A 23,472-nucleotide genomic window follows, 5' to 3' on the forward strand; every position below is an offset into this window, starting at 1 on the left:
ACAACCCATGCTCCTCAATCCCATCGAGGTGGTGCCCGCCGACGAGGTGGGGCCGGTCCATTTCATCGCAGCAGGCGGCTCCGGCATGAGCGGCATCGCCAGCCTCTACGCCGAACTCGGCATCAAGACCTCCGGTTCGGACCAGTCTGATTCGACGGCGCTCCGTGGCCTCCAACGAGCCGGAGTGACCACCTATGTGGGACACGACGCCTCCCAGGTCGGCGACGCGAAGACCGTCGTGATCTCCTCGGCCATCCGCGCCGACAACGTGGAACTCGTGGAGGCCCGCAGACGCGGCCTGCGGATCTGGCACCGCTCGGCGGCCCTCGCCGCCCTGATGAAGGGCAAGCGCGGCGTCTCCGTCGCGGGCACACACGGCAAGACGACCACGACGGCCATGACGGCCGTCATGCTCAGCGAGGCCGGCAGGGATCCCAGCTACGTCATCGGCGGCCCGCTGTCGACGACGGGGGCGAGCTCCGCCGTCGGCGCCGGTGAGTCGTTCGTCGTCGAGGCCGACGAATCAGATGCCTCGTTCCTGCAGTACCCCACGGAGATCGCCGTCATCACCAACGTGGAGGCGGACCACCTGGTCAACTGGGGCACCGCTGAGGCCTACGCCGACGGCTTCCGCGCCTTCGCCACCAGGCCGCACGTCCAGCACGTGGTCATCAATGTCGACGATGCCGGCTCCCGCACGCTGGCGGAGGAGTTGGTGGGGGAGACCCCGCACATCATCCGCTACGGCGAATCCGAGGACGCCGACGTACGCATCACAGAGGTGGAGGCCCACGGCAACGGGGTCGCCGCCACCATCACCTACGGGGATGATTCCGGCCGGATCGTGCTCCAGGTGCCGGGCAACCACAATCTGGCCAACGCGTCAGCCGCCTACGCCGTGGGCCGCGTGCTCGGGCTCAGCCACAACGAGGCTGTGGACGCGCTCGGCCGGTTCGAGGGCACGCTGCGGCGTTTCCAGCTCATCACGGACACCGCCGGTATCCGCGTCTTCGACGACTACGCGCACCACCCCACGGAGATCCGCGCCGCGCTGACTGCGGCCCGGCGCGCCACGTCGGCCGGCAACGAGGCCACGGGGCTCACCGGCCGGTTGATCGCCTGCTTCCAGCCCCATCTCTACAGCCGGACACTGGACTTCGCCGACGAGTTCGGTGAGGTGATGACGCTGGCGGACATCGCGGTCATCAACGACATCTGCGGCGCCCGGGAAGACCCGGTGCCCGGCGTCACCGGCGAACTCGTCGTCGACGCGGCACGGAGGCACGGCCAGGAGAACCTGGTCTACGTCAAGGAGAAGTACGACCTTCCCGCAGCCCTCAACGACATCGCAGAACCGGGTGACCTCATCATCACCCTGGGCTGTGGCGACGTCACCATCGTCGGCCCGCTACTTGCTGATCTCCTGAAGCAGCGGCCCACCGCGAAGTGAGCGAAGCGCTGACCCCGGGCGAGTTCGCCAGGGCCCTCCAGGACAAACGCAACGCGGAGCGCCGCCGCAGGTGGTGGTTCCGAGGCGGTCTCGCAGCTGCTGTGCTGCTGGTGGCCCTCGGCGTGTGGCTGGCCTTCTTCTCGACGGTCTTCGCGGCCCAGCGGGTGTCGGTCACCGGCGTGTCGCTGTTGACGACGGACCAGATCATCACCGCCGCCGAGGTGCCGATGGGCGAGCCGCTGCTCACGCAGGACCTGGGCGCCGTGACCCAACGGGTCAACGACCTGCCCGCGGTTCGCTCGGTCGAGGTGTCGCGGCAACTGCCGGACACCGTCGTGATCGAGGTCACCGAGCGCACCGCCGCCTTCCTGCGCGAACGCGACGGCCAGTACGACTGGATCGATGAGGAGGGCGTGGCCTTCCACCGCACCGCCGCGCTCGGCCCGCGGGACCTGCCGGCCACAGTGGCCACCGTGGAGGACCAGCAACGGTTGCTGGCGGATGTCGCCACCGTCGCCAACCACATCCCGGCGGACCTCAGGCCGGCCGTCGTCGCGATCTCGGCGGAGGCCGTGGACCGGATCTCCCTCTCCCTCGAGGGCGGGCGCACCGTCGTATGGGGAAGTGCGGACGAATCCGAGTTGAAGGCCGACGTGGTGAGTGCTCTACTGAGCGTCGAGGCCACCGTTTACGACGTGTCGGCACCGGGACATCCCACGACGAAGTAGGTGGACGGGCCGAGGCTCAACCAAACCCTGAAGTAGCACTTGAGGTGATTATTGAGGGTTTGGGCCGTGCCGTTGGACTGGCCTTGGCCGCCCCCATAGTCTCTAGCCCATGGCAAGCGCATCTCAGAACTACCTCGCGGTGATCAAAGTCGTCGGTGTCGGCGGCGGCGGCGTCAACGCCGTCAACCGCATGATCGAAGCGGGGCTCCGCGGCGTGGAGTTCATCGCCGTCAACACAGATGCGCAGGCATTGCTGATGAGCGACGCGGACGTCAAGCTCGACATCGGCCGCGAACTGACCCGCGGTCTCGGCGCGGGAGCTGACCCCGCGAAGGGCCGGCAGGCCGCGGACGACCACTCCGACGAGATCGAGGAGGCCCTCAAGGGGGCCGACATGGTCTTCGTCACCGCGGGTGAGGGAGGCGGCACCGGTACCGGCGCCGCTCCCATCGTCGCGAAGATCGCCCGCTCGCTGGGCGCCCTGACCATCGGCGTCGTGACGCGTCCGTTCTCCTTCGAGGGCAAGCGCCGCGCCTCCCAGGCGGAGGTGGGCATCGAGCAGCTCCGCGAAGAGGTTGACACCCTCATCGTCATCCCCAACGACAAGCTGCTCCAGATGACGGACCACCAGGTGGCCATCCTCGATGCGTTCAAGCAGGCGGACCAGGTGCTGATGCAGGGCGTGTCCGGCATCACGGACCTCATCACCACCCCGGGTCTCATCAACCTCGACTTCGCCGACGTGAAGTCCATCATGAGCCAGGCCGGCTCCGCCCTCATGGGTATCGGTTCGGCCCGCGGCGAGGACCGTGCACGCGCCGCAGCGGAGATGGCCATCTCGTCGCCGCTGCTGGAAGCCAGCATCGACGGCGCCCACGGCGTCCTGCTCTCCATCGCCGGTGGTTCAGACCTGGGCCTGTTCGAGGTCTCCGCCGCGGCCCAGCTCATCGAGCAGGCCGCGCACGACGAGGCCAACATCATCTTCGGTACCGTCATCGACGACGCCCTGGGCGACGAGGTGCGCATCACCGTCATCGCCGCCGGCTTCGACGGTGGCATGCCGCAGCGCCGGCCGCAGGCCCGCGTCGCCCCCAAGCCGCAGACGCAGCAGCAGCCCGCCCCCCAGCCGCGGCCGCAGCAGCAGCCGCAGTTCGAGGCGGAGCCCACCAACCCGGGCCACCAGCAGTACCGCGCCCAGCAGGCCAGCCCCATGCCGACGCAGCGTCCCGCCGCGCCCCAGCCCGGGCCGGACTACGACGACGACCTGGATGTCCCCGACTTCATGAAGTGATCACGGCGCGTCGGTGCGTCGGATCCGGTAACCCTGGTGCGGCGCGCTAGCCTTCGTGTATTAACCAGAAGGAGACTCTCGTGGGCGTTCGGAAGCTTGCCGCGTGGATGGGACTCGTCGAAGACGGTCGCTATCGGGATGACGACATCGACGACGCAGACGAACTCACGGACGACGTCTACGTTGAGGAAGACGAGCCCAGCGCGGAAGTCAGCCGCGTGCAGGCCCTGCCGCAGCGCCGCCCCAAGCCGGTGACGCCCGTGGCGCAGCCGCAGAAGGAGGTGGCCGACTTGAGCAGAATCGTCAGCGTCCGTCCCCGCTCGTACAACGAGGCGCGGGTCATCGGTGAGAACTTCCGGGACCAGATCCCCGTGATCATGAACCTGTCGGACATGGAGGACGGCGATGAGAAGCGCCTGGTCGACTTCGCTGCCGGCCTCGTCTTCGGGCTCCAGGGCAACATCGAGCGCGTCTCCAGCAAGGTGTTCCTGCTCTGCCCGCAGAATCTGGTCGTGGGCCCCGAAGACAAGGAGCGCATCGTTTCTGGTGGCTTCTTCAACCAGAGTTGAGCACAGTGGTCGCATACATCCTCTGGTGGCTGATCAACCTCTACATCTGGGTCCTCCTCGCCCGCGTCATTCTCTCGTGGGTGCCCATGTTCGCTCCCGGCTGGCACCCGAAGGGTTTCGTGCTGGTCATAGTGGAGACCATCTACAGCCTGACTGATCCGCCGGTGCGTTTCCTCCGCCGGTGGATCAAACCGGTGCGGCTGGGCAACGCCTCGCTGGACCTCAGCGTGCTGGTGCTGTTCATCCTGCTGCAGATCATCGGGCAGCTGGTGCTGGTCTACCTGCCCTTTTGAACCCTTCACCCCCGCTTGAGGTGTTGGCAGGTGCCCATGGGGCTACGCTAGCCTCAGATAATCCGGTTCCGGCCGGTTGATTGATCATCTTTCGATATGGAGCCAACATGAGTCTGACACTCGACGAGGTGCGCCAGATCCGATTCCGCATGTCCCGGCGTGGCGAGACGGGTTACCAGGTCGGTGACGTCGACACCTTCATCGACAAGGTCGAGCTGACGTTCGACGAGTTCGACAAGGAGCGCGAACGCCTCCGCCGCGAGCTTGACTCAGTGCAGTCCACCAGCGTGCAGCCCGCCGTCGTGGACGACTCGGAACTGCATTCCGCACTCCAGGACAAGGACCACGAGATCTCCGCGCTCCGTGGCGAGGTCGACCGGCTCAAGTCGGCGCTGAACAGCAGTGGCGATTCCAGCGCCGCGCACCAGGCGGCCGCCGAGGAGCGCGTGCGCGAGTTGTCCGCCGAGAACGAGCAGTTGCGCAACCAGCTCGAGAAGGTGCGCGCCGAGTACGACCGCGCCCGTTCCGAGCGTGTGACGCAGGTCGGCGGCACAGAGAACATCGTCGTGACCAGCTCCGAAGAGGCCGCCCCCGCCGTCACGCGGCTCCTGCAGATGGCCACGGACCAGGCCACCACCCTCGTCAACGAGGCGCAGGCTGAGGCCCAGCGCAAGATCGCCGAGGCCGAGCAGCGCGCCACCGAGATCAAGACCGACGCCCGCACCAAGGCCGAGCGTGTCGAGTCCGAGGCCCGGGTGAACGCGGAGCAGATGACCAAGGAAGCTGAGTCGCGCGCCAGCGACATCGACCGTCAGGCCACCGAGCGTCGCCACGAGCTGTTCTCCTCCCTCGAGCGCGAGCAGGCGGACCTCACCGTCAAGGTGGATGCCCTGCGTTCGTTCGAGACGAGCTACCGCGAGAACATGACCGGTTCGCTGCAGCGTCTCCTGGCGTCCATCAAGGACGACCGCCCGGAGCCGCACGACGTTCCTGAACTGGCCCAGCAGCGCCACTCCGAGACCCCCCGTCTCGATGCGCTGGCCGGTGGGGATCAGCAGTAGTCAACAACCTTTCTGAGCGCAGGCCGATCCGTGAGTGGGTCGGCCTGTTGCGTTGCCCCCATCCTGGTGTAGCCTTCCCCAACCAGAACACCACTGCGAGAAAGAGCAGCCATGCCGACGACGAAAAAGACCCCTGAGACCCAGGTGGTCCTCCCCGTGCTTGAGGGCGAGGAGCCGTGGACTCCCGAAGAGGTGGCGGAGCAACGCGCCGAGCTCGTCGATGAGATCCAGCGCATGGAACGCCGCATCGAGCAGACCGAGGCCGAACTGGACTCCCTGATGCGGGGCGGTATCGACGGAGCCGGTCGTGACCCGGTCGACGTGGGTTCCAGCAACTTCGAACGCGACCAGGAACTCTCGCTCGTGCAGAACGTGCGTGAGATGGCAGAGCAGGCCCGCCTCGCGCTCCACCTGTTCGACAACGGCGAGTACGGCTTCTGTGAGGTCTGCGGCCAGCCGATCGGCAAGGGCCGCCTCCAGGTGTTCCCCCGTGCCACGATGTGTGTGACCTGCAAGCAGCGCGAGGAACGGCGCTGAACAAGCAGCGCTTGGGGGTGGGTCTGCTCGCCGCGGGCCTCGGCCTGACGATGCTCGCCGCGGACCAACTGATCAAGATCGCCTCTGTCACGCATCTGACCCCTGGCGAGCGTGTGCCCGTCGTGGGGGAACTGCTGAGCCTCAACCTCATCCGTAACCCCGGGGCGGCCTTCGGCATGGGTTCTGGGGTCACGATCGTCTTCAGCGTGTTCGCCATCCTCGCCACCGTCGGCTGCCTCGTGGCGCTCACGCGGATCACAGCGCTCTGGCACGCCGTCGCCCTGGGCCTGCTCTTCGGCGGCATCACCGGCAACCTGGTGGACCGGATCACCCAGCCGCCCGCGGCGCTGCACGGCCACGTGATCGACATGTTCCAGGTGCCGAACTTCGCCATCTTCAACTGGGCCGACGTCTGCATCACGGTGGCCGCGGGTCTCATCATCGTGGCCGGCATCCTGGCCGAGCTGCGGGAGCGGAGTCCCCGGAAGGTGCCCGCATGAGCGTCTTCCTGATTCCGGACGCGCTCGCCGGCGAGCGCCTCGACGCCGCGGCCGCCCGCATCTCCGGCTACTCGAGGTCGCGCATCGAGACGATGATCGCCGACGGCCACCTCCGGCTGGGCGGGGCTGTCGTGACGAAGGGCTCCCAGAAGGTCCGCGGCGGTGAACTGCTCGACCTCGACGACTCCGCCCCCGTGGGCGTGCAGGTCCGGGCGCAGTTGGCAGACGGTGTGCGTATCGTGTTCGAGGACGCAGACCTCGTCGTCGTCGACAAGCCCGTCGGTGTGGCGGCGCATCCCAGCCTCGGCTGGGAGGGGCCCTCCGTCGTGGAGCACCTGGCTGCCGCCGGCGTGCAGGTGGCCACCTCCGGTGCGGCCGAGCGCCAGGGCATCGTGCAGCGCCTCGACGTCGGCACCAGCGGCCTGATGGTGGTGGCCAAGTCGGAGGTCGCCTACAGCGTGCTGAAGCAGGCCTTCCGCGACCGCACCGTCGACAAGATCTACCACGCGCTGGTGCAGGGTCACCCGGACCCGTTCACGGGCACCATCGAGGCGCCCATCGCGCGGCACCCGGGCGCCGACTGGAAGATGGCCATCATCGAGGGTGGCCGTCATTCGGTCACGCATTACGAGACGTTGGAGGCGCACCGCGCCGCAACCCTTCTCGAGGTCCACCTCGAGACCGGCCGCACCCACCAGATCCGAGTCCACATGGCGGCCATCGGCCACCCCTGCGTGGGCGACCCCCTCTACGGGGCGGACCCCACCATGGCGGAGCGCCTCGGCCTGATCAGGCAGTGGCTGCACGCCGTCGAGTTGGGCTTTACGCATCCCACCAAGGGTGACGAGGTGCGCTTCACCTCCCCGTACCCCGAGGATCTGGCGCGGGCGCTGGAGCTGGTGCGCGAGGGGATCGCCCAGCCACGATGATCCATCGGGGCACCCCGATGTGCCTGAGGCGGCCCTTGCAGTAGTCTTGGCCCGTGCGTAGAGCAAAGATCGTATGTACCCTCGGCCCGTCTGCTGAATCCGTCGAGCGCCTTGTGGAGCTCCTTAATGCCGGCATGAACGTCGCCCGTCTCAATATGAGCCATGGCGACTACAACGAGCACGGCAACCGAATCAAGAACGTCCGGGAAGCAGCTGAGCTGACCGGCAAGACCGTTGGCGTTTTCGCCGACCTGCAGGGCCCCAAGATCCGTCTGGGGCGCTTCGAGAACGACGAGAAGCAGTACCTCGAGGTGGGTGACCGGTTCACCATCACCATCGACGACATTCTCGGCAACAAGGAGCGCTGCTCCACGACCTACAAGGGCCTGACCGGCGACGTCAACGTGGGGGACCCCATCCTCATCGACGACGGCAAGGTCGGCCTCCGCGCCATCGAGGTCACCGAGCGTGACGTCGTGTGCGAGGTGACCGTCCCCGGTCCCGTGTCGAACAACAAGGGCATCAACCTGCCCGGTGTCGCCGTGTCCGTCCCCGCGCTGTCCGAGAAGGACGAGAACGACCTGCGCTGGGCGCTGCACCAGGACGTCGACATGATCGCCCTGTCCTTCGTGCGCTCGGCCGACGACATCAAGCGCGTCCACGAGATCATGGACGAGGAGGGTCGCCACCTGCCCGTCATCGCCAAGCTTGAGAAGCCCCAGGCGATCGCCAACCTGCAGGACATCATCGACGCGTTCGACGCGTTCATGGTCGCCCGCGGTGACCTGGGCGTCGAACTGCCGCTCGAAGAGGTCCCGCTGGTCCAGAAGAAGATCATCCGCGCGGCCCGCAAGTGGGCCAAGCCGGTGATCGTCGCCACGCAGATGCTCGAGTCGATGATCTCGAACCCGCGCCCCACGCGCGCCGAGACCTCCGACGTCGCCAACGCCATCCTCGATGGCGCCGACGCGGTCATGCTCTCGGGCGAGACCTCCGTCGGTGACTTCCCTGTCGAGACCGTGGCCACCATGGCCCGCATCGTCGAGAAGACCGAGCGCGAAGGCCACGCCGAGATCCACATCATCGACTGGGACCCGCACACCACGGGTGGCATCCTGGCGAAGGCCGCCGCCGAGGTCGCCGAGCGTATCGGCGCCCGCTACCTGGTGGCCTTCACCAAGTCCGGTGACACCGGCCGGCGCATCTCGCGTCTGCGTTCCCCCATCCCGATGCTGGTGTTCTCCCCGGAGAAGGCCACCCGCCAGACCATGACCCTGTCGTGGGGCGTCGACACCCAGGTGACCCCTGAGTTCAACTCCCAGGAAGAGGTCGTGGAGGCCGTTGACCGTCACCTGCGTGACCGCGGCATGATCGAGGTCGGCGAGCGCATCGTCATCGTCTCGGGTTCGCCCATGGGCATCCCCGGCAAGACCAACAACCTGCGCGTCCACAAGATCAAGGAACTCGGCGAGTCCCACTGACCCGCCGGCGGCCCTGACCGCAAGTGAAACACCCCGCCGGGAGCGATCCTGGCGGGGTGTTGCTGTGTGTGCCCGGGAGGGGACTCGAACCCCTACGGCCTTTCGACCAGACGGGTTTGAGCCGTCCGCGTATACCATTCCGCCACCCGGGCGGGCCTCACTTATTGTGCCATAGACCGCCCGCATCATGCATTGCGGGCGTGAGTGGGCACTTTGCCCGCTACGGGAGTAGTATCTGGGCAGGTTGACCGACGAAGCTCGCCTCCCGCGGCGAGGGAAAAGTGCCACTAGATATGACGAAGAAGAAGCCCACTGTGATTGTCGCCGAGGACGAGGCGCTGATCCGCCTCGACCTGGTCGAGCTCCTCACCGAGGAGGGATACGACGTGGTCGGCGAAGCCGGCGACGGTGAAGAAGCCGTCAAGCTCGCCCGCGAGCTCGTACCCGACCTCGTGATCATGGACGTGAAGATGCCCAAGATGGACGGCATCACGGCCGCAGAGATCATCGCGGAGGAGCGGATCGCGCCCATCGTCATGCTCACCGCGTTCAGCCAGCGCGACCTCGTGGAGCGCGCGCGTGACGCCGGCGCCATGGCCTATGTCGTGAAACCGTTCGGCGCCTCCGACGTGGTTCCGGCCATAGAGATCGCCATGGGTCGCTTCCAGGAGATCGCCGCCATCGAGGATGAGCTCGCCAGCCTCGAGGACCGCCTCGAGTCGCGCAAGATCATCGACCAGGCCAAGGGCATCCTGCAGCAGGACCTGGGCCTCACGGAGCCGGAGGCGTTCCGCTGGATCCAGAAGACCGCCATGGACATGCGTAAGTCCATGCGCGACGTCGCCGAGGGCGTCATCTCCCACAAGAAGAAGTAGCGCCCGCCCTGAGCCTGCCGGCGATCCCTGCCGGGCAGGCTCAGCGGCGGTTGATCATGTGGCAGGTCAACCGCCCGGTAGCGGTGAGCCTGCCCTGTTCGTCGATGATGTCGACGGAGTAGGTCACCATGTTGCGGCCGAGGTGCAGGGCGGTGGCGGTACCGGTCACCCGGCCCCTGGTCGCCGCCCTCAGGTGGGTGACGTTGAGATCGACGCCCACGCCCACCCGGTCCGGCCAGCCGTGTGCCATGGCCCCCATCGACGCGAGGGTCTCGACCACGACCCCGCTGGCGCCGCCGTGGAGGAGCCCGAACGGCTGTTCGTTGCCCTCCACCGGGATCCATCCCACGACGCGTTCCGGCGTCAGTTCGGTGATGGTCAGGCCCAGTTTGTCGTCGAGCGGGGAGAACTGGTCAGCGAGCCAGGCAGGGATGGAGTTCATGGGGCCTCACTCTGCCACGGTAGGCTCTTGAGCTGTGACTGACGTGAAGAAACTGCTGCTGATCGACGGACATTCCGTGGCCTATCGGGCGTTCTTCGCCCTGCCGGTGGAGAGTTTCGCCACCCGTACCGGCCAGCACACCAACGCGGTCTTCGGCTTCACGTCCATGCTGATCAACGTGCTGCGCGACGAGCAGCCCACGCACGTCGCCGTCGCCTTCGACGTGGCGCGTGAATCCTTCCGTACCGAGCAGTACCCGGAGTACAAGGCGAACCGCTCGAAGTCCCCAGACGAGTTCAAGGGCCAGGTGGCCCTCGTCAAGGACGTGCTCGACGCGCTGCGGATCCCGTTCGTCGAGATGGCCGGCTACGAGGCCGATGACCTGATCGCGACGCTCTCCACCCGTGCCGCCAGTGAGGGCTTCGACACCTACATCGTCTCCGGCGACCGCGACGCCATGCAGCTCGTGAACGAGCACGTCACCCTGCTCTACCCCCGCCGGGGCGTCTCGGACCTGGCCCGCATGACGCCGGCCGCGGTGGAGGAGAAGTACCTGGTGCCGCCCGCCCGGTACCCCGAGATCGCCGCCCTGGTGGGGGAGACGAGCGACAACCTCCCGGGCGTGCCCGGCGTGGGCCCCAAGACCGCCGCGAAGTGGATCGCCCAGTTCGACGGGCTGGACAACATCGTCGCCCGCGCCGAGCAGATCCCCGGCAAGGCGGGGGAGTCGCTGCGCGCGCACCTGGGCGACGTGGTGCGCAACCGCCGCCTCAACGCGCTCGTCTGCGACCTCGATATCGACTTGGCGCTGCCGGACACCGTCCGCGTGGACTGGGACCGGGAGCGCGTACACGAACTGTTCGACGCCCTCGAGTTCAGGGTCCTCCGCGAGCGGCTGCTGGAGTTGGCCGCCTCCGCTGAGCCGGTGGCGACCGAGAGCTTCGCGGTGGAGGGCGCGCGCCTCGAGCAGGGCGAGGTGGCCGCCTGGCTCGCAGCGCACGCCCAGCAGACAACCGCCGTCCACTTCGTCGGCACCTGGGGTGCCGGCGAGGGCGACCTGACCGCCCTGGCGCTGGCCGCGGCGGACAACTCGGGGGCGTACGTCGACACGGCGGACCTCACCCCGGAGGACGACAAATCCCTCGCGGAGTGGCTGGCCGACCGCTCTCGGCCCAAACTGATCCACGAGGCCAAGGGCCCCACCCTGGCGTGCTGGAGCAGGGGCTGGGACCTGGACGGCGTGCAGCTCGACACGTTGCTGGCCGCGTACCTGCTGCGCCCGGACCAGCGCACCTACGACCTCTCTGACCTGGTGGTGCGCTACCTGCACCGCGACCTCGCCGTGCAGCAGCAGACCGACGACGACGCGCAACTGGCGCTGGACTTCGGCGACGAGGACGACTCCGCCGTCGAATCCGCCCTGCTGCACGCGCGGGCCGTGCACGACCTGGCAGAGGTGCTGTCCGAGCAACTCGCCGAACGCAACGCGGCCGCCCTCATGACGGGGGTCGAACTGCCCCTGCAGCGGACGCTGGCCACCATGGAGAAGCTCGGCATCGCGGTCGACGTGGACCGGCTGCACACCCTGCGCGACGAGTTCGACCGCGCCGTGCAGGACGCCCAGCAGGCCGCTTTCGACGTGCTCGGGCACGAGGTGAACCTCGGCTCGCCCACGCAGCTGCAGGGGGTCCTGTTCGACGAACTGGGGATGCCCAAGACCAAGCGCACCAAATCCGGCTACACGACCAACGCCGAGGCCCTCGAACAGCTCTTCGAGAAGACGGAGCACCCGTTCCTCGGGCACCTGCTGGCCCACCGGGACCGGATCAGGCTGCGCCAGACCGTCGACGGACTGCTGGCCACGGTGCGGCCGGACGGCCGCATCCACACCAGCTACATGCAGGCGATCGCCGCGACGGGGCGCCTCTCGTCGACAGACCCGAACCTGCAGAACATCCCCATCCGCACGTCGGTGGGCCGCCAGATCCGGGCCGCGTTCGTGCCGGGGGACGGGTACGAGTCGCTGATGTCGGCGGACTACTCGCAGATCGAGATGCGCATCATGGCGCACGGCAGCAAGGACCCGGGGCTGATCGAGGCCTTCGAGTCCGGCCGCGACTTCCACGGCGAGATGGCGTCCCTGGTGTTCGGCGTCGAACCCGGCGGTGTCACGCAGGAGATGCGGGCGAAGATCAAGGCGATGAACTACGGCCTGGCCTACGGGCTGAGCGCCTTCGGCCTGTCCAACCAGCTGAAGATCTCTGTCGGTGAGGCGCGCGACCTCATGGACGACTACTTCTCCCGCGTCGGCGGCGTGCGCCAGTACCTGGCGGCCATCGTCGAGGAGGCCCGCCGCGTGGGCTACACCGAAACCATGCTGGGCCGTCGCCGGTACCTGCCGGACCTCACCACGACCAACAGGCAGCGGCGGGAGATGGCGGAGCGGGCGGCGCTCAACTCACCCATCCAGGGATCCGCGGCAGATGTCATCAAGGTCGCCATGATCAACGTCGGCCGCGCGCTGGACGACGCGGGGCTGACCAGCCGGATGTTGCTGCAGGTGCACGACGAACTGGTCCTCGAGATCGCCCCGGGCGAGCGCCAGACCGTCACCGAACTGGTGGCGCGCGAGATGGGCGGGGCCGCGAAGCTGCTGGTGCCGCTCGAGGTGTCGATCGGCGTGGGCGACAGCTGGCAGTCTGCCGCCCACTAGCCCTCAGGTGGCGGGGACCACCGGGTCTGCGTAGAACAGGATCCGGGAATCCCACGCCTTGGTGCTCGCCTCGTAGTCCCAGCAGATCACGATGGCCAGCTGGGGCGCGCCCTCGAAGTCGACCATCACGTTGGAATTAGGGTCATAGTCCTCGACCCACACCTTCACGGCCTCCGTGTATTGGTAGCACTGCACCTGACCGTCGCTGCCGTACAGCTTGATCACGTCGCCGGGTTCCAACTGGGACCTGCCGCCTTCGTACATCTCGTTGCCGAGGGCGGGCGGCAGGCTGGGGTTGTAGGTGTGGATGGACAGGACGGCCTTGCCGTTGGCCGCGCCGGGCTTGGGGCCGCCGCTCCACCAGGAGGCGGTACGGGGCTGGTCGAACGGGGGAGCGGCGATGTTGCCGTCCTTGTCCAGGTTCAGCGTAATGACCCGCTCGTCGGCGCCCAACGACTCGATCGTGAACCGCTGTGGCACGAAGCCGTCCGCGACCGCCGTGCACTCTGCGAGGGCCGGGTTGCCCGACGGCGTGGCCTGGCCGCCAGGTGACGCCGAGGTCGTCGCCGGAGCCGGCGACGGTAGCGCGGTGGTGGAGGCCGGGGCGGGGGACGAAGCGGCTGGGGCCGCCGGCCCGGCCGCGGGTGCACCGCCGCGGGTGAGCGCGAAGACCAGCAGCGCGATCACCCCGACGACGGCGGCCAACAGGACGAGGAGGCGCGTGGAGCGCCGGCTCTGCGGTTCAGGGGTCTGCGACACGTGGGCAAGCATAGGCATTGGCCGGATCGGACCATAACCGCTAGTGTTCTCCGGTTGGCCCCGATTTCGACTTCAGGTTGCCGTTGCTCGACGAAGAGCGGTACGCTGAGCGGGCACTGTGGCCTGCGTTCTCTCGGACGGAGTAGAGAGCGGTGATTCGTCACGGGCGCAGTGCATCCATTTTCATCCACTATTTCGGAGCCCTACTACATGACCTCCTCCACTGAGGCCTCGACTGTCGCAGTCGATGACATTGGCACCCGCGAAGATTTCCTCGCTGCGGTTGACGCCACCATCATTTCTTTCAACGACGGGGACATCGTCTCCGGCACCGTCGTCAAGGTTGACCGGGACGAGGTCCTGCTCGACATCGGTTACAAGACCGAAGGCGTCATCCCCTCGAAGGAGCTCTCCATCAAGCACGACGTCGATCCATTCGACGTCGTCCAGGTGGGTGATGTGATCGAGGCCCTCGTCCAGACCAAGGAGGACAAGGAAGGCCGCCTCATCCTGTCCAAGAAGCGCGCACAGTACGAGCGCGCCTGGGGCACGATCGAGAAGATCAAGGAAGAGGACGGCGTTGTCACCGGCTCCGTCATCGAGGTTGTCAAGGGCGGCCTGATCGTCGACATCGGCCTGCGTGGCTTCCTGCCCGCGTCGCTGGTCGAGATGCGTCGCGTCCGCGACCTCCAGCCCTACGTGGGCATGGAGCTCGAGGCCAAGATCATCGAACTCGACAAGAACCGCAACAACGTGGTCCTGTCGCGTCGCGCCTACCTCGAGCAGACCCAGTCGGAGGTCCGTCAGACCTTCCTCACGCAGCTCCAGAAGGGCCAGATCCGCAAGGGTGTCGTGTCCTCCATCGTCAACTTCGGCGCGTTCGTCGATCTCGGCGGCGTGGACGGCCTCGTGCACGTCTCGGAGCTCAGCTGGAAGCACATCGACCACCCGAACGAGGTCGTCGAGGTCGGCATGGCCGTCACCGTCGAGGTGCTCGAGGTGGACATGGACCGCGAGCGCGTCTCCCTGTCGCTCAAGGCCACCCAGGAAGACCCGTGGCAGACCTTCGCGCGTCTGCACCAGATCGGTCAGATCGTGCCCGGCAAGGTCACCAAGCTGGTTCCGTTCGGTGCGTTCGTCCGCGTCGGCGAGGGCATCGAGGGCCTGGTCCACGTGTCCGAGCTCGCTGAGCGTCACGTCGAGATCCCGGAGCAGGTTGTCGCCGTCGGTGACGACCGCATGGTCAAGGTCATCGACATCGACCTCGAGCGTCGCCGCGTCTCGCTGTCGCTGAAGCAGGCCAACGAGGGCATCGACGTCGCCGCAATCGACTTCGACCCGGCTCTCTACGGCATGCAGGCGTCCTACGACGAGCAGGGTAACTACATCTACCCCGAGGGCTTCGACCCCGAGACGAACGACTGGAAGGAAGGCTTCGACGAGCAGCGCGCTGCTTGGGAGGCCCAGTACGCCCAGGCGCACGCTCTGTGGGAGGCCCACAAGGCTCAGGTGGAGTCCGCCGAGACTGCCGAACGCGATGCCACCGTCGAGGCTGCCGCCGGTTACACCTCGACCGACGTCGAGACCGACGGAGCCGGCTCGCTGGCTTCCGATGAGTCGCTGCAGGCTCTGCGCGACAAGCTCGCCGGTAACTGATCCCGCGTCACCAACAAGGCCCGCCCCCGAATGGGGGCGGGCCTTGTTGGTTCCGGTGTCAGGCGGCTCAGACGCCGCGGCGCCCGGTCACGAGGTTGACGATCAGGACGATGAGCGCGATCACCAGCAGAATGTGGATGAAGGCGCCGCCCACCTTCAGGAGGAAGCCGAGCAGCCATAGAATGACCACCACGACGAGAACGATCCACAGGATGCGTGCCATGAGGTTTCCTTTCATGCCGTTGTCAGGTTCGGGTTCGGTTCAGCCTACAGGGAGGTGGGGGCGGTGGTAAGGGTTGGCCTGACAGGGGGTATCGCCTCCGGGAAGTCGTTCGTCGCGGACGAACTCCAAGCCCGCGGCGCGGTGCTCATCGATTCGGATCTGCTCGCACGGGAAGTGGTGCAGCCGGGCACCCCGGGTCTGGCAGCCGTCGTCGAGCGGTTCGGCGAAGACATCCTGACGCCGGAGGGGATGCTCGACCGGCCACGGCTCGGCCGGCTCGTCTTCGCCGACGACGCTGCGCGCGCGGACCTCAACGCCATCGTCCACCCGCTCGTGCGCGCCAGGAGCGCGGAACTGGAGCAGAAGGCGCCTGTGGACGCCGTCGTCGTCCACGTGATCCCGTTGCTGGTGGAGACCGGCCAGCAGGACCTGTTCGACGAGGTGGTCGTCGTGGACGTGCCGGTCAACACCCAGGTGCTGCGCCTCATGCACCGCAACAACCTGAGCCGCGACGAGGCCTGCCAGCGGATCATGGCACAGGCCTCCCGCGTGGAGCGGTGCGCGGCAGCCACCCAGGTCATCGACAACGACGGTGACCAGGCGTCTACCGTCCGCCAGGTCGAGCAGTTGTGGGAGAAACTCAGCAACTCTGCGACCTGAGCGCCGCTCCTACTCCTCGCCCCAGGGCGGGCAGCTGCAGACGAGATTGCGGTCGCCGTAGGCGTTGTCGATGCGTCCCACCGCTGGCCAGTACTTGTCGACGCGGAACGCGCCCGCCGGGAAGCAGCCCTGCTCACGCGAGTAGGAGCGCTCCCAGTCGGCCACGAGGTCCTCGACGGTGTGTGGGGCGTGCCGGAGCGGCGACTCGGCGGCGCTGACCTCCCCGTCGATCACCTGCCGGGCCTCGCGGGCGATGTCCAGCATGGCGGCGACGAAGCGATCCAGCTCCGCAAGGGGCTCCGACTCCGTCGGCTCGAACATCAACGTGCCGGCCACCGGGAAGCTCATGGTGGGCGCGTGGAAGCCGTGGTCGATGAGCCGCTTGGCGATGTCGTCGACGGTCACGCCGGACTTCGACCAGCCGCGCGGATCCACGATGCACTCATGGGCCACGCGGCCGCGGGCGCCGGTGTACAGGATGGGGTACGCCTCGGCGAGCCTGCTCGCGAGGTAGTTGGCCGAGAGGATGGCCACCTTGGTGGCCTGGGTGAGACCGGCGCCGCCCATGAGCAGCACGTAGGCCCACGAAACCAGCAGGATCGACGCGGACCCGTGGTTGGCGCCGGAGACGGCACCGGGGGCGCCCGCCTGCGGGTCGGACGGGAGGAACGGGGCCAGGTGGCGCTGCACGCCGATCGGCCCCATGCCGGGCCCGCCGCCGCCGTGCGGGATGGCGAAGGTCTTGTGCAGATTGAGGTGGCTGACATCGCCGCCGATCTCGCCCGGCCTGACCAGACCCACCATGGCGTTGAGGTTGGCGCCGTCGATGTAGACCTGGCCGCCGTGCTCGTGGGTGATGTCGCAGACCTGGCGCACCGTCTCCTCGAAGACGCCGTGCGTGGACGGGTAGGTGATCATCACCGCCGCGAGCCTGCCGCCCGCCTCGGCGGCCTTGGCGCGGAAGTCGTCGAGGTCGATCTCACCGTCGGCCGTCGCCTTCACCGCCGTCACCTTCATGCCGGCCATCTGGGCGGAGGCCGGGTTGGTGCCATGGGCGGAGGTGGGGATCAGGCACACGTCCCGGTCGTCGCCGTTGGCCCTGTGGTAGGCCGCGATGGTGAGCAGGCCCGCATACTCGCCCTGCGCGCCGGAGTTGGGCTGCATGGAGAACGCGTCGTAGCCCGTGATCTCGCAGAGCTTGGCCTCGAGGTCGGCGATCAGTTCGGCGTAGCCCTGCGTCTGGTGGGCCGGTGCGTAGGGGTGCAGTTCGGCGAACCCGGGCCAGCTCAGGGGCCGCATCTCGACGGCCGCGTTGAGCTTCATGGTGCACGAGCCCAGCGGGATCATGGCGCGGTCGAGCGCCAGGTCGCGGTCCGACAGGCGGCGCATGTAGCGCATCATCTCCGACTCGGCCCGGTTGAGGTGGAACACCGGGTGGGTGAGGTAGTCGGTGGTGCGGAGCAGGTCGTCCGGCAGCGCGGGGACGACGGTCAGCCCGGGGCGCTCGTCGATCCCGAACGCGTCGAGCACGCGGGCGACGATGTCCAGGTCCGTGGTCTCGTCGACGGAGATGCCGACGCGGTGCCGGCCGATGCGGCGCAGGTTGATCCCGCGGTGCTCGGCGGCGGCGATGATCCCCGCCTGGCCCACGCCGACGTCGACGGTGATGGTGTCGAAGAAGACCTCGGGTTCGACGGCGGCGCCGCCGTCGCGGAGGGCGGCGGCAAGCGTGGCGGCAGTGAGGTGGGTGCGCTGGGCGATGGAGCGCAGGCCCTTGGGCCCGTGGAAGACGGCGTAGAACGACGCCATCACCGCCAACAGGGCCTGGGCCGTGCAGACGTTGGACGTGGCCTTCTCGCGGCGGATGTGCTGCTCGCGGGTTTGGAGCGCGAGCCGGTAGGCGCGGTTGCCCCGGGCGTCCTTGGAGACCCCGACCAGACGGCCGGGCAGCGCGCGCTTGAGCTCGTCACGACACGACATGAACGCCGCGTGCGGCCCGCCGAAGCCCATGGGCACGCCGAAGCGCTGTGAGGAGCCGATGGCGATGTCGGCGCCCATCGAACCGGGGTCCTTGATCAGGCACAGGGCGAGCAGGTCCGTGGCGATGACCGCGATGCCGCCGCTGTCCTTGACGGCGCGACACTGGTCCGTGAGGTTGCGGACGTGTCCGTAGGTGCCGGGGTGGGCGAAGATGGCGCCGAAGAAGTCGTCTGCGACGAAGTCGGCCACGGGGCCCACCACGAGGTCGATGCCGAGCGGCTCGGCGCGCGTGGCCAGCACTGCGATCGTCTGGGGGTGGAGGTCGTCGGCGGCGAAGAACCGGCGCGAGGTGGCTTTGGCGGTGCGTTTCGCCATGGCCATCGCCTCCGCGGCGGCGGTGGGCTCGTCGAGGAGGCTGGCGTTGGCGAGGGGGAGCCCGGTGAGGTCCGCCACCATCGTCTGGAAGTTCAGGAGCGCCTCCAGCCTGCCCTGTGAGATCTCCGGCTGGTACGGCGTGTAGGCCGTGTACCAGGCGGGGTTCTCGAACACGTTGCGCTGGATGACCGGTGGGGTGACCGTGCCGTAGTAGCCCTGGCCGATGAGTGAGGTCAGCACGGTGTTCTTCGCGGCCACTTCGCGGAGCTTCTGCGTGACCTGGTGTTCCGTGAGGGGCTCCCAGCTCAGCGGCCGCGTCTGGTGGAGACCACTGGGGACGGTCTGCTCGATGAGTTCGTCGAGCGAGCCGACGCCCACGGCCTCCAGCATCGAGGCTATCTCGATGCGGCTGGGGCCGATGTGGCGCAGCGTCGCGAAGTCGTCCGGCTGCACGTCCGGGCTGTCCCACGTGGTCATCGGTGCCCTACCCGATCATCGAGCGGTAGGCGTCCTCGTCCATCAGCGATTCCGCCGCGGCGGAATCCGAAGGGCGGATCTTGATGAACCAGGTCTGCATCGCGGAATCCGGCGTCACCGATTCGGGGGAGTCCGCCAGGGACTCGTTGACCTCGGTGATTTCACCGTCGTAGGGGGCGTTGATGCCGGAGACGGCCTTGGCGGAGTCGATGCCCACGATCTCCTCACCCGCGGTGACCGTGGTGCCGGCGTCGGGCAGGTCGATGAAGACGATGTCGCCGAGTTCCGAGGCGGCGTGGTCGGTGATCCCGACGGCGAACGTATCGGTGTCGACCCATTCGTGTTCCTTGGTGAACTTGATCATGGTGCTCCTCTAGCGCTTGTACTGGTGGGGGACGAACGGCAGTTCCGTGACGGTGAGCGGCAGGGCCTTGCCCCGGACCTGGGTGTAGAAGGTTGTTCCGGCCGTGGCGCCGGTGGGCACCAAACCCATGGCGACGGGGCCGCCGGCGGTCGCGCCGAAGCCGCCCGAGGTGATGACGCCGACCTGTTCGGTGCCCTGCTCGTCGACGAACAGGGGAGCACCCTCGCGGGCCACGGCCCTGCCCTCGGGGCGCAGGCCCACCCGCTCACGTGCGGCACCCTCGTCGAGTTGTCGGAGGATGACCTCCGCGCCGGGGAAGCCGCCGGCCCTGGAGCCGCCGGAGCGGCGGACCTTCGGGATGGCCCAGGCGATCCCGGCCTCGACAGGGGTGATGTCCTCAGCGAGCTCGTGGCCGTAGAGGCACATGCTGGCCTCCAGTCGGAGGGAGTCGCGGGCGGCCAGACCGGCCGGGGCCACGTCGTCCAGCGCCAGCAGCGCGCGGGCGAAGGCCTCCACCTGCTCGTTGGGGAGGGATATCTCGAAGCCGTCCTCACCGGTGTACCCCGAGCGCGAGATCCACAGCTCGCCCCCAACCTGTCCCGGGGCATCCAGCACGAGGGAATCCATGAAGCGCATGGCGACGACTTCGGGCAGCAGGGTGGCCAGCGACTCCTCGGCCTTCGGCCCCTGCAGCGCCAGCAGCGACCTGTCCGTCAGGTGCTCGACGGTGACGCCCTCCAGCCTCTGGAGCAGAGCCAGGTCCACGTCGGTGCGCGATGCGTTGAGGACCAGGAAGAACCGGTCTCCGTGGTGGGCGAACATCAGGTCGTCCACCACGCCGCCGGCGTCGTTGGTCAGCAGGCCGTAGCGCTGCCGGCCCTCCTCAAGCCCCGCGACGCTCGCCGGGATGAGGGTCTCCAGCGCTGCCGCCGCGTCCGCCATGTTTCCTGAGCGTGGGCGGATGAGGACCTGGCCCATGTGGGAGACGTCGAACAGTGACGCCGCAGTGCGGGTGTGCTGGTGTTCCTTGAGGCCGCCCTCGAACTGGACGGGCATGTCCCAGCCTGCGAAGTCGACGAGCTTGGCGCCCAACTGGGTGTGGAGTTCGTGCAGCGCCGTGGTCTTCATCGACGTCGGGCCCCTTCCCGGCACGCGTGCCGACGGTTGGACAACGCATCCAGGCTAGCTGCGCACCAGTGCCGCGGTGCGGGGAACGGGGGAATCCGCGCAGCGTCAGCGCGTGGCCTCGATCATGCCGCGCAGGTCCCGCTTCAGGTCCACGATCTCGTCGCGGTGGCGGGCGGCCACCTCGAACTGCAACTCCGCCGCCGCCTGGTGCATCTGGGCGGTGAGGTCCTCGATGAGCTTGGCGAGTTCCTCCTGGGCCATGGCGGTGGCATCCAGGCCGCGGCCCTTGCGTCGGCCACCGGAGGCCGCCTCCTCGAGCAGTTCGGTGGTGTCCGCGTCCTCGCGGGCGAGCATCTCCGAGACGTCGCCGATGCGCTTGCGCAGCGGTTGCGGGTCTATGCCGTGCTCGGTGTTGTACGCCACCTGGACGGCGCGTCGACGGTTGGTCTCGCCGATGGCGGCCTCCATCGACGGCGTGATCTTGTCCGCGTACATGTGCACCTGGCCGGCGACGTTTCGCGCGGCACGGCCGATGGTCTGGATGAGGGACCGCTCGGAGCGCAGGAAGCCCTCCTTGTCGGCGTCCAGGATGGCCACGAGCGACACCTCCGGGAGGTCGAGGCCCTCGCGGAGCAGGTTGATGCCCACCAGCACGTCGTACTCGCCGAGGCGCAGCTCGCGCAGCAGCTCGATGCGGCGGATGGTGTCGATGTCGGAGTGAAGGTAGCGGGTGCGGATGCCGTGGTCCATCAGGTAGTCCGTGAGGTCCTCGGCCATCTTCTTGGTGAGCGTGGTGACGAGCACCCGTTCGTTGCGCTCCACGCGGAGCTTCACCTCGCCCATGAGGTCGTCGATCTGCCCACGCGTGGGCTTGAGGATGACCTCCGGATCCACCAGACCGGTGGGGCGGATGATCTGCTCCACCACGCCGTCGGCCCGTTCCATCTCGTACGGGCCGGGCGTGGCCGACAGGTAGACGGACTGCCCGATGCGCTCCACGAACTCGTCGAACTTCAGCGGCCGGTTGTCGATGGCGCTGGGCAACCGGAACCCGTGCTCGACGAGGGTGCGCTTGCGGGAGGCGTCGCCCTCGTACATGCCGCCGATCTGGGGGATGGTGACGTGCGACTCGTCGACCACTAGCAGGAAGTCTTCGGGGAAGTAGTCCAGCAGGCAGGACGGTGCGGACCCGGGGGCGCGGCCGTCAACGTGGCGCGAGTAGTTCTCGATGCCGGAGCAGGTGCCGATCTGGCGCATCATCTCGATGTCGTAGTGGGTGCGCATCCGGAGGCGCTGCGCTTCGAGCAGCTTGCCCTGCGCCTCGAACTCGGCGAGCCGCAGCTCCAGCTCACGCTCGATGCCAGCGATGGCGCGCTCCATGCGGTCTGCGCCTGCGGAGTAGTGGGTGGCGGGGAAGATGTAGGCCTCGCTCTCCTCGTGGATCACGTTGCCCGTCAACGGGTGCATGGTGACGATGCGCTCCACCTCGTCGCCGAAGAACTCCACGCGCAGCGCGTTCTCCTCGTACATGGGGAACACCTCGAGGGTGTCGCCCTTCACCCGGAAGGTGCCGCGTCCGCCGCCGATGTCGTTGCGGGCGTACTGGATGTCCACCAGATGGCGCAGCAGGTTGTCGCGTTCGTACTCGTCTCCGACGCGGAGCGTGACCCGCTGCTTGAGGTACTCCTCCGGCGTGCCCAAGCCGTAGATGGCCGACACCGTTGCCACGACGATGCAATCCCTTCGGGTGAGCAGCGACGACGTGGCAGCGTGCCGCATCCGCTCCACCTCCTCGTTGAGCGAGGAGTCCTTCTCGATGTAGGTGTCCGTCTGGGGGAGATAGGCCTCGGGCTGGTAGTAGTCGTAGTACGAGACGAAGTATTCGATGGCGTTGTTGGGCATCAGGTCGCGCAGCTCGTTGGCGAACTGCGCGGCCAGGGTCTTGTTGGGCTGCATCACGAGGATGGGGCGCTGCAGCCGCTCTGCCAGCCACGCCACCGTCGCCGTCTTGCCGGTACCGGTGGCGCCCAGCAGCACGACGTCCTGCTGGCCGGCGTTGATCCGCTTCTCGAGGTCCGCGATGGCCCTGGGCTGGTCACCGGACGGCGAGAACTCCGAGATGACCTCCAACGGGGCCACCTGGCGCTGCAGTTCTTCGATGGGACGCATGAGACACAGAGTAGTCGCGGGCCCTGACAGCATCGTGTTGCCGAAGGGTCGCATGCCGAGGCCAGGACGAGTCGACGGTCGTGGGTGGGCTCAGTCGGTTTCGTCCTCGCGGTAGATGCGCGAGCACTCCACGCCCCGCATCAGCCAGGCGAGCAGATCGGCGGCCGGGCCGTGGAAGGTGGCCGGATCCACCGTGCGGCCCACGGTGCCCTCGTAGCCCTCATCCGCCACGAGGCGCAGCGGAGGGTAATCGTCGCGGTGCCCGATGCGCTCCACCTGGAAGGCCAGGAGCGCCAGGGCGATGTCCGGGGCCAGCACGGACGGCGTGAAGTGGGCGTCGAGGTCGAGATGGTGGAGCACCACCTCGCTGAGCCGGGCGAGCGGGACGTGGCGGGCGGGGATGTGGTGGCCGTCGCGGAGCCTGATCTCCCGCTGGTCGCCCTCCAGTTCCGGGAGGAGCTCCTGGAGTTCGCTGGCGCTGGTGTCGAGGTCGATCTGCAGCGCGAGGCCGCCGGAGATAGCGCCCAGCTCGATGGCCTGGTGGTCTTCGCCGCGCGAGCCGTACATCTCGCTCTGCACGCCCTCCTGGAGTTCGCCGATCACCCGGACCATCGCACGGGCCCCCTCGGCGAGGTGCGCGGCCACGTGGCTGCGTGACCAGCCGCTCAACTTCGTGGGGCCGGCCCAGTCTTCGTCGGTGAAGCCGATGGTCGTTCCGAGTAGCAGCGACGTGTGCTCGCGCACGGCGCTCACCACGTCGCCGAACGGCAGGCGGTTCATCGGCATGTGCCCCAAACTAGCAAAGACGTACC

At 67.9% G+C, this 23,472-nt stretch carries 22 protein-coding genes and 1 tRNA gene; 14 read left to right on the forward strand and 9 right to left on the reverse strand.

What is annotated here, in order from left to right:
* Positions 1-7: 7 nt before the first annotated feature.
* From murC to pyk, 10 genes are all read left to right on the forward strand, one after another.
* Positions 8-1,450 carry a UDP-N-acetylmuramate--L-alanine ligase gene (murC, locus tag H5393_RS03545; RefSeq protein ID WP_182765490.1) on the forward strand — a complete coding sequence of 481 codons (1,443 nt, stop codon included), beginning with the start codon at positions 8-10 and terminating at the stop codon, positions 1,448-1,450.
* Positions 1,447-2,178 (forward strand): cell division protein FtsQ/DivIB, encoded by a 732-nt coding sequence (locus tag H5393_RS03550; RefSeq protein ID WP_182763625.1) that lies wholly within the window; start codon positions 1,447-1,449, stop codon positions 2,176-2,178. The genes murC and H5393_RS03550 overlap by 4 nt, the downstream gene beginning before the upstream one ends.
* Positions 2,179-2,287: 109 nt before the next feature.
* Positions 2,288-3,469 carry a cell division protein FtsZ gene (gene ftsZ, locus H5393_RS03555; protein ID WP_182765491.1) on the forward strand — a complete coding sequence of 394 codons (1,182 nt, stop codon included), beginning with the start codon at positions 2,288-2,290 and terminating at the stop codon, positions 3,467-3,469.
* A gap of 107 nt (positions 3,470-3,576) precedes the next feature.
* Entirely contained in the window at positions 3,577-4,038 is a 462-nt protein-coding gene (locus H5393_RS03560; protein ID WP_076058311.1) for a cell division protein SepF, read from the forward strand.
* Between the two features lie 5 nt (positions 4,039-4,043).
* The gene (locus H5393_RS03565) at positions 4,044-4,331 is read left to right on the forward strand and encodes a YggT family protein (protein ID WP_209455103.1); all 288 of its coding nucleotides are present in this window, start codon (positions 4,044-4,046) and stop codon (positions 4,329-4,331) included.
* 107 nt (positions 4,332-4,438) lie between these two features.
* On the forward strand, positions 4,439-5,392 hold the full coding sequence (locus tag H5393_RS03570) for a DivIVA domain-containing protein (RefSeq protein ID WP_182765492.1): 954 nt from the start codon (positions 4,439-4,441) through the stop codon (positions 5,390-5,392).
* 111 nt (positions 5,393-5,503) lie between these two features.
* Complete coding sequence (locus H5393_RS03575) at positions 5,504-5,929, forward strand: TraR/DksA family transcriptional regulator (protein ID WP_182763621.1); 426 nt, start codon at positions 5,504-5,506, stop codon at positions 5,927-5,929.
* Between the two features lie 17 nt (positions 5,930-5,946).
* Positions 5,947-6,429: a signal peptidase II gene (lspA, locus tag H5393_RS03580; protein WP_182763620.1), complete on the forward strand. Its 483-nt coding sequence runs from the start codon at positions 5,947-5,949 to the stop codon at positions 6,427-6,429.
* Positions 6,426-7,358, forward strand: coding sequence for an RluA family pseudouridine synthase (locus H5393_RS03585; protein WP_182765493.1), 933 nt, complete (start codon positions 6,426-6,428; stop codon positions 7,356-7,358). Before lspA ends, H5393_RS03585 begins: the two co-directional genes overlap by 4 nt.
* 53 nt (positions 7,359-7,411) lie before the next feature.
* Positions 7,412-8,839, forward strand: coding sequence for a pyruvate kinase (gene pyk, locus H5393_RS03590; RefSeq protein ID WP_182763618.1), 1,428 nt, complete (start codon positions 7,412-7,414; stop codon positions 8,837-8,839).
* A 69-nt stretch (positions 8,840-8,908) separates the two neighbouring features.
* Here pyk and H5393_RS03595 read toward each other — a convergent pair.
* Positions 8,909-8,991, reverse strand: a tRNA-Leu gene (locus H5393_RS03595).
* A gap of 141 nt (positions 8,992-9,132) precedes the next feature.
* On the opposite strand from H5393_RS03595, the gene H5393_RS03600 reads away from it, so the two are divergent.
* Positions 9,133-9,714, forward strand: coding sequence for an ANTAR domain-containing response regulator (locus H5393_RS03600; RefSeq protein WP_076058321.1), 582 nt, complete (start codon positions 9,133-9,135; stop codon positions 9,712-9,714).
* Positions 9,715-9,754: 40 nt separating this feature from the next.
* On the opposite strand, the gene H5393_RS03605 is transcribed toward H5393_RS03600, so the two are convergent.
* Positions 9,755-10,156, reverse strand: coding sequence for a PaaI family thioesterase (locus tag H5393_RS03605; protein WP_182763617.1), 402 nt, complete (start codon positions 10,154-10,156; stop codon positions 9,755-9,757).
* A gap of 34 nt (positions 10,157-10,190) precedes the next feature.
* Between H5393_RS03605 and polA the strand changes: the two genes are divergently transcribed.
* Positions 10,191-12,869, forward strand: coding sequence for a DNA polymerase I (polA, locus tag H5393_RS03610; protein WP_370585914.1), 2,679 nt, complete (start codon positions 10,191-10,193; stop codon positions 12,867-12,869).
* 3 nt (positions 12,870-12,872) lie between these two features.
* Here polA and H5393_RS03615 read toward each other — a convergent pair whose 3' ends face one another.
* A complete protein-coding gene (locus H5393_RS03615) occupies positions 12,873-13,628 on the reverse strand; it encodes a class F sortase (RefSeq protein ID WP_182765494.1) in 756 nt (251 codons plus the stop codon).
* 210 nt (positions 13,629-13,838) lie between these two features.
* Here H5393_RS03615 and rpsA point away from each other — a divergent pair, with 210 nt between their 5' ends.
* A complete protein-coding gene (rpsA, locus tag H5393_RS03620) occupies positions 13,839-15,284 on the forward strand; it encodes a 30S ribosomal protein S1 (protein WP_076058328.1) in 1,446 nt (481 codons plus the stop codon).
* Positions 15,285-15,351: 67 nt separating this feature from the next.
* On the opposite strand, the gene H5393_RS03625 is transcribed toward rpsA, so the two are convergent.
* Positions 15,352-15,507 (reverse strand): lmo0937 family membrane protein, encoded by a 156-nt coding sequence (locus tag H5393_RS03625; protein WP_143570834.1) that lies wholly within the window; start codon positions 15,505-15,507, stop codon positions 15,352-15,354.
* Between the two features lie 63 nt (positions 15,508-15,570).
* On the opposite strand from H5393_RS03625, the gene coaE reads away from it, so the two are divergent.
* Positions 15,571-16,167, forward strand: coding sequence for a dephospho-CoA kinase (gene coaE, locus H5393_RS03630; RefSeq protein WP_182765495.1), 597 nt, complete (start codon positions 15,571-15,573; stop codon positions 16,165-16,167).
* A 9-nt stretch (positions 16,168-16,176) separates the two neighbouring features.
* On the opposite strand, the gene gcvP is transcribed toward coaE, so the two are convergent.
* The 5 genes from gcvP to H5393_RS03655 all read right to left on the reverse strand — a co-directional run bounded on the left by gcvP (position 16,177) and on the right by H5393_RS03655 (position 23,446).
* Positions 16,177-18,999: an aminomethyl-transferring glycine dehydrogenase gene (gcvP, locus tag H5393_RS03635; protein WP_182765496.1), complete on the reverse strand. Its 2,823-nt coding sequence runs from the start codon at positions 18,997-18,999 to the stop codon at positions 16,177-16,179.
* 7 nt (positions 19,000-19,006) lie between these two features.
* Positions 19,007-19,363 (reverse strand): glycine cleavage system protein GcvH, encoded by a 357-nt coding sequence (gene gcvH / locus H5393_RS03640; RefSeq protein WP_220488154.1) that lies wholly within the window; start codon positions 19,361-19,363, stop codon positions 19,007-19,009.
* A 9-nt stretch (positions 19,364-19,372) separates the two neighbouring features.
* Positions 19,373-20,491 (reverse strand): glycine cleavage system aminomethyltransferase GcvT, encoded by a 1,119-nt coding sequence (gene gcvT / locus H5393_RS03645; protein ID WP_182765497.1) that lies wholly within the window; start codon positions 20,489-20,491, stop codon positions 19,373-19,375.
* A 105-nt stretch (positions 20,492-20,596) separates the two neighbouring features.
* Positions 20,597-22,660, reverse strand: a complete 2,064-nt coding sequence (gene uvrB, locus H5393_RS03650) for an excinuclease ABC subunit UvrB (protein WP_182765498.1) — start codon at positions 22,658-22,660, stop codon at positions 20,597-20,599.
* A 90-nt stretch (positions 22,661-22,750) separates the two neighbouring features.
* Positions 22,751-23,446 (reverse strand): maleylpyruvate isomerase family mycothiol-dependent enzyme, encoded by a 696-nt coding sequence (locus H5393_RS03655; RefSeq protein ID WP_182765499.1) that lies wholly within the window; start codon positions 23,444-23,446, stop codon positions 22,751-22,753.
* Between the last annotated feature and the right edge of the window lie 26 nt (positions 23,447-23,472).

Origin of the sequence: Tessaracoccus sp. MC1756, from assembly GCF_014164735.1 — a bacterium.
Taxonomy (GTDB): domain Bacteria; phylum Actinomycetota; class Actinomycetes; order Propionibacteriales; family Propionibacteriaceae; genus Arachnia.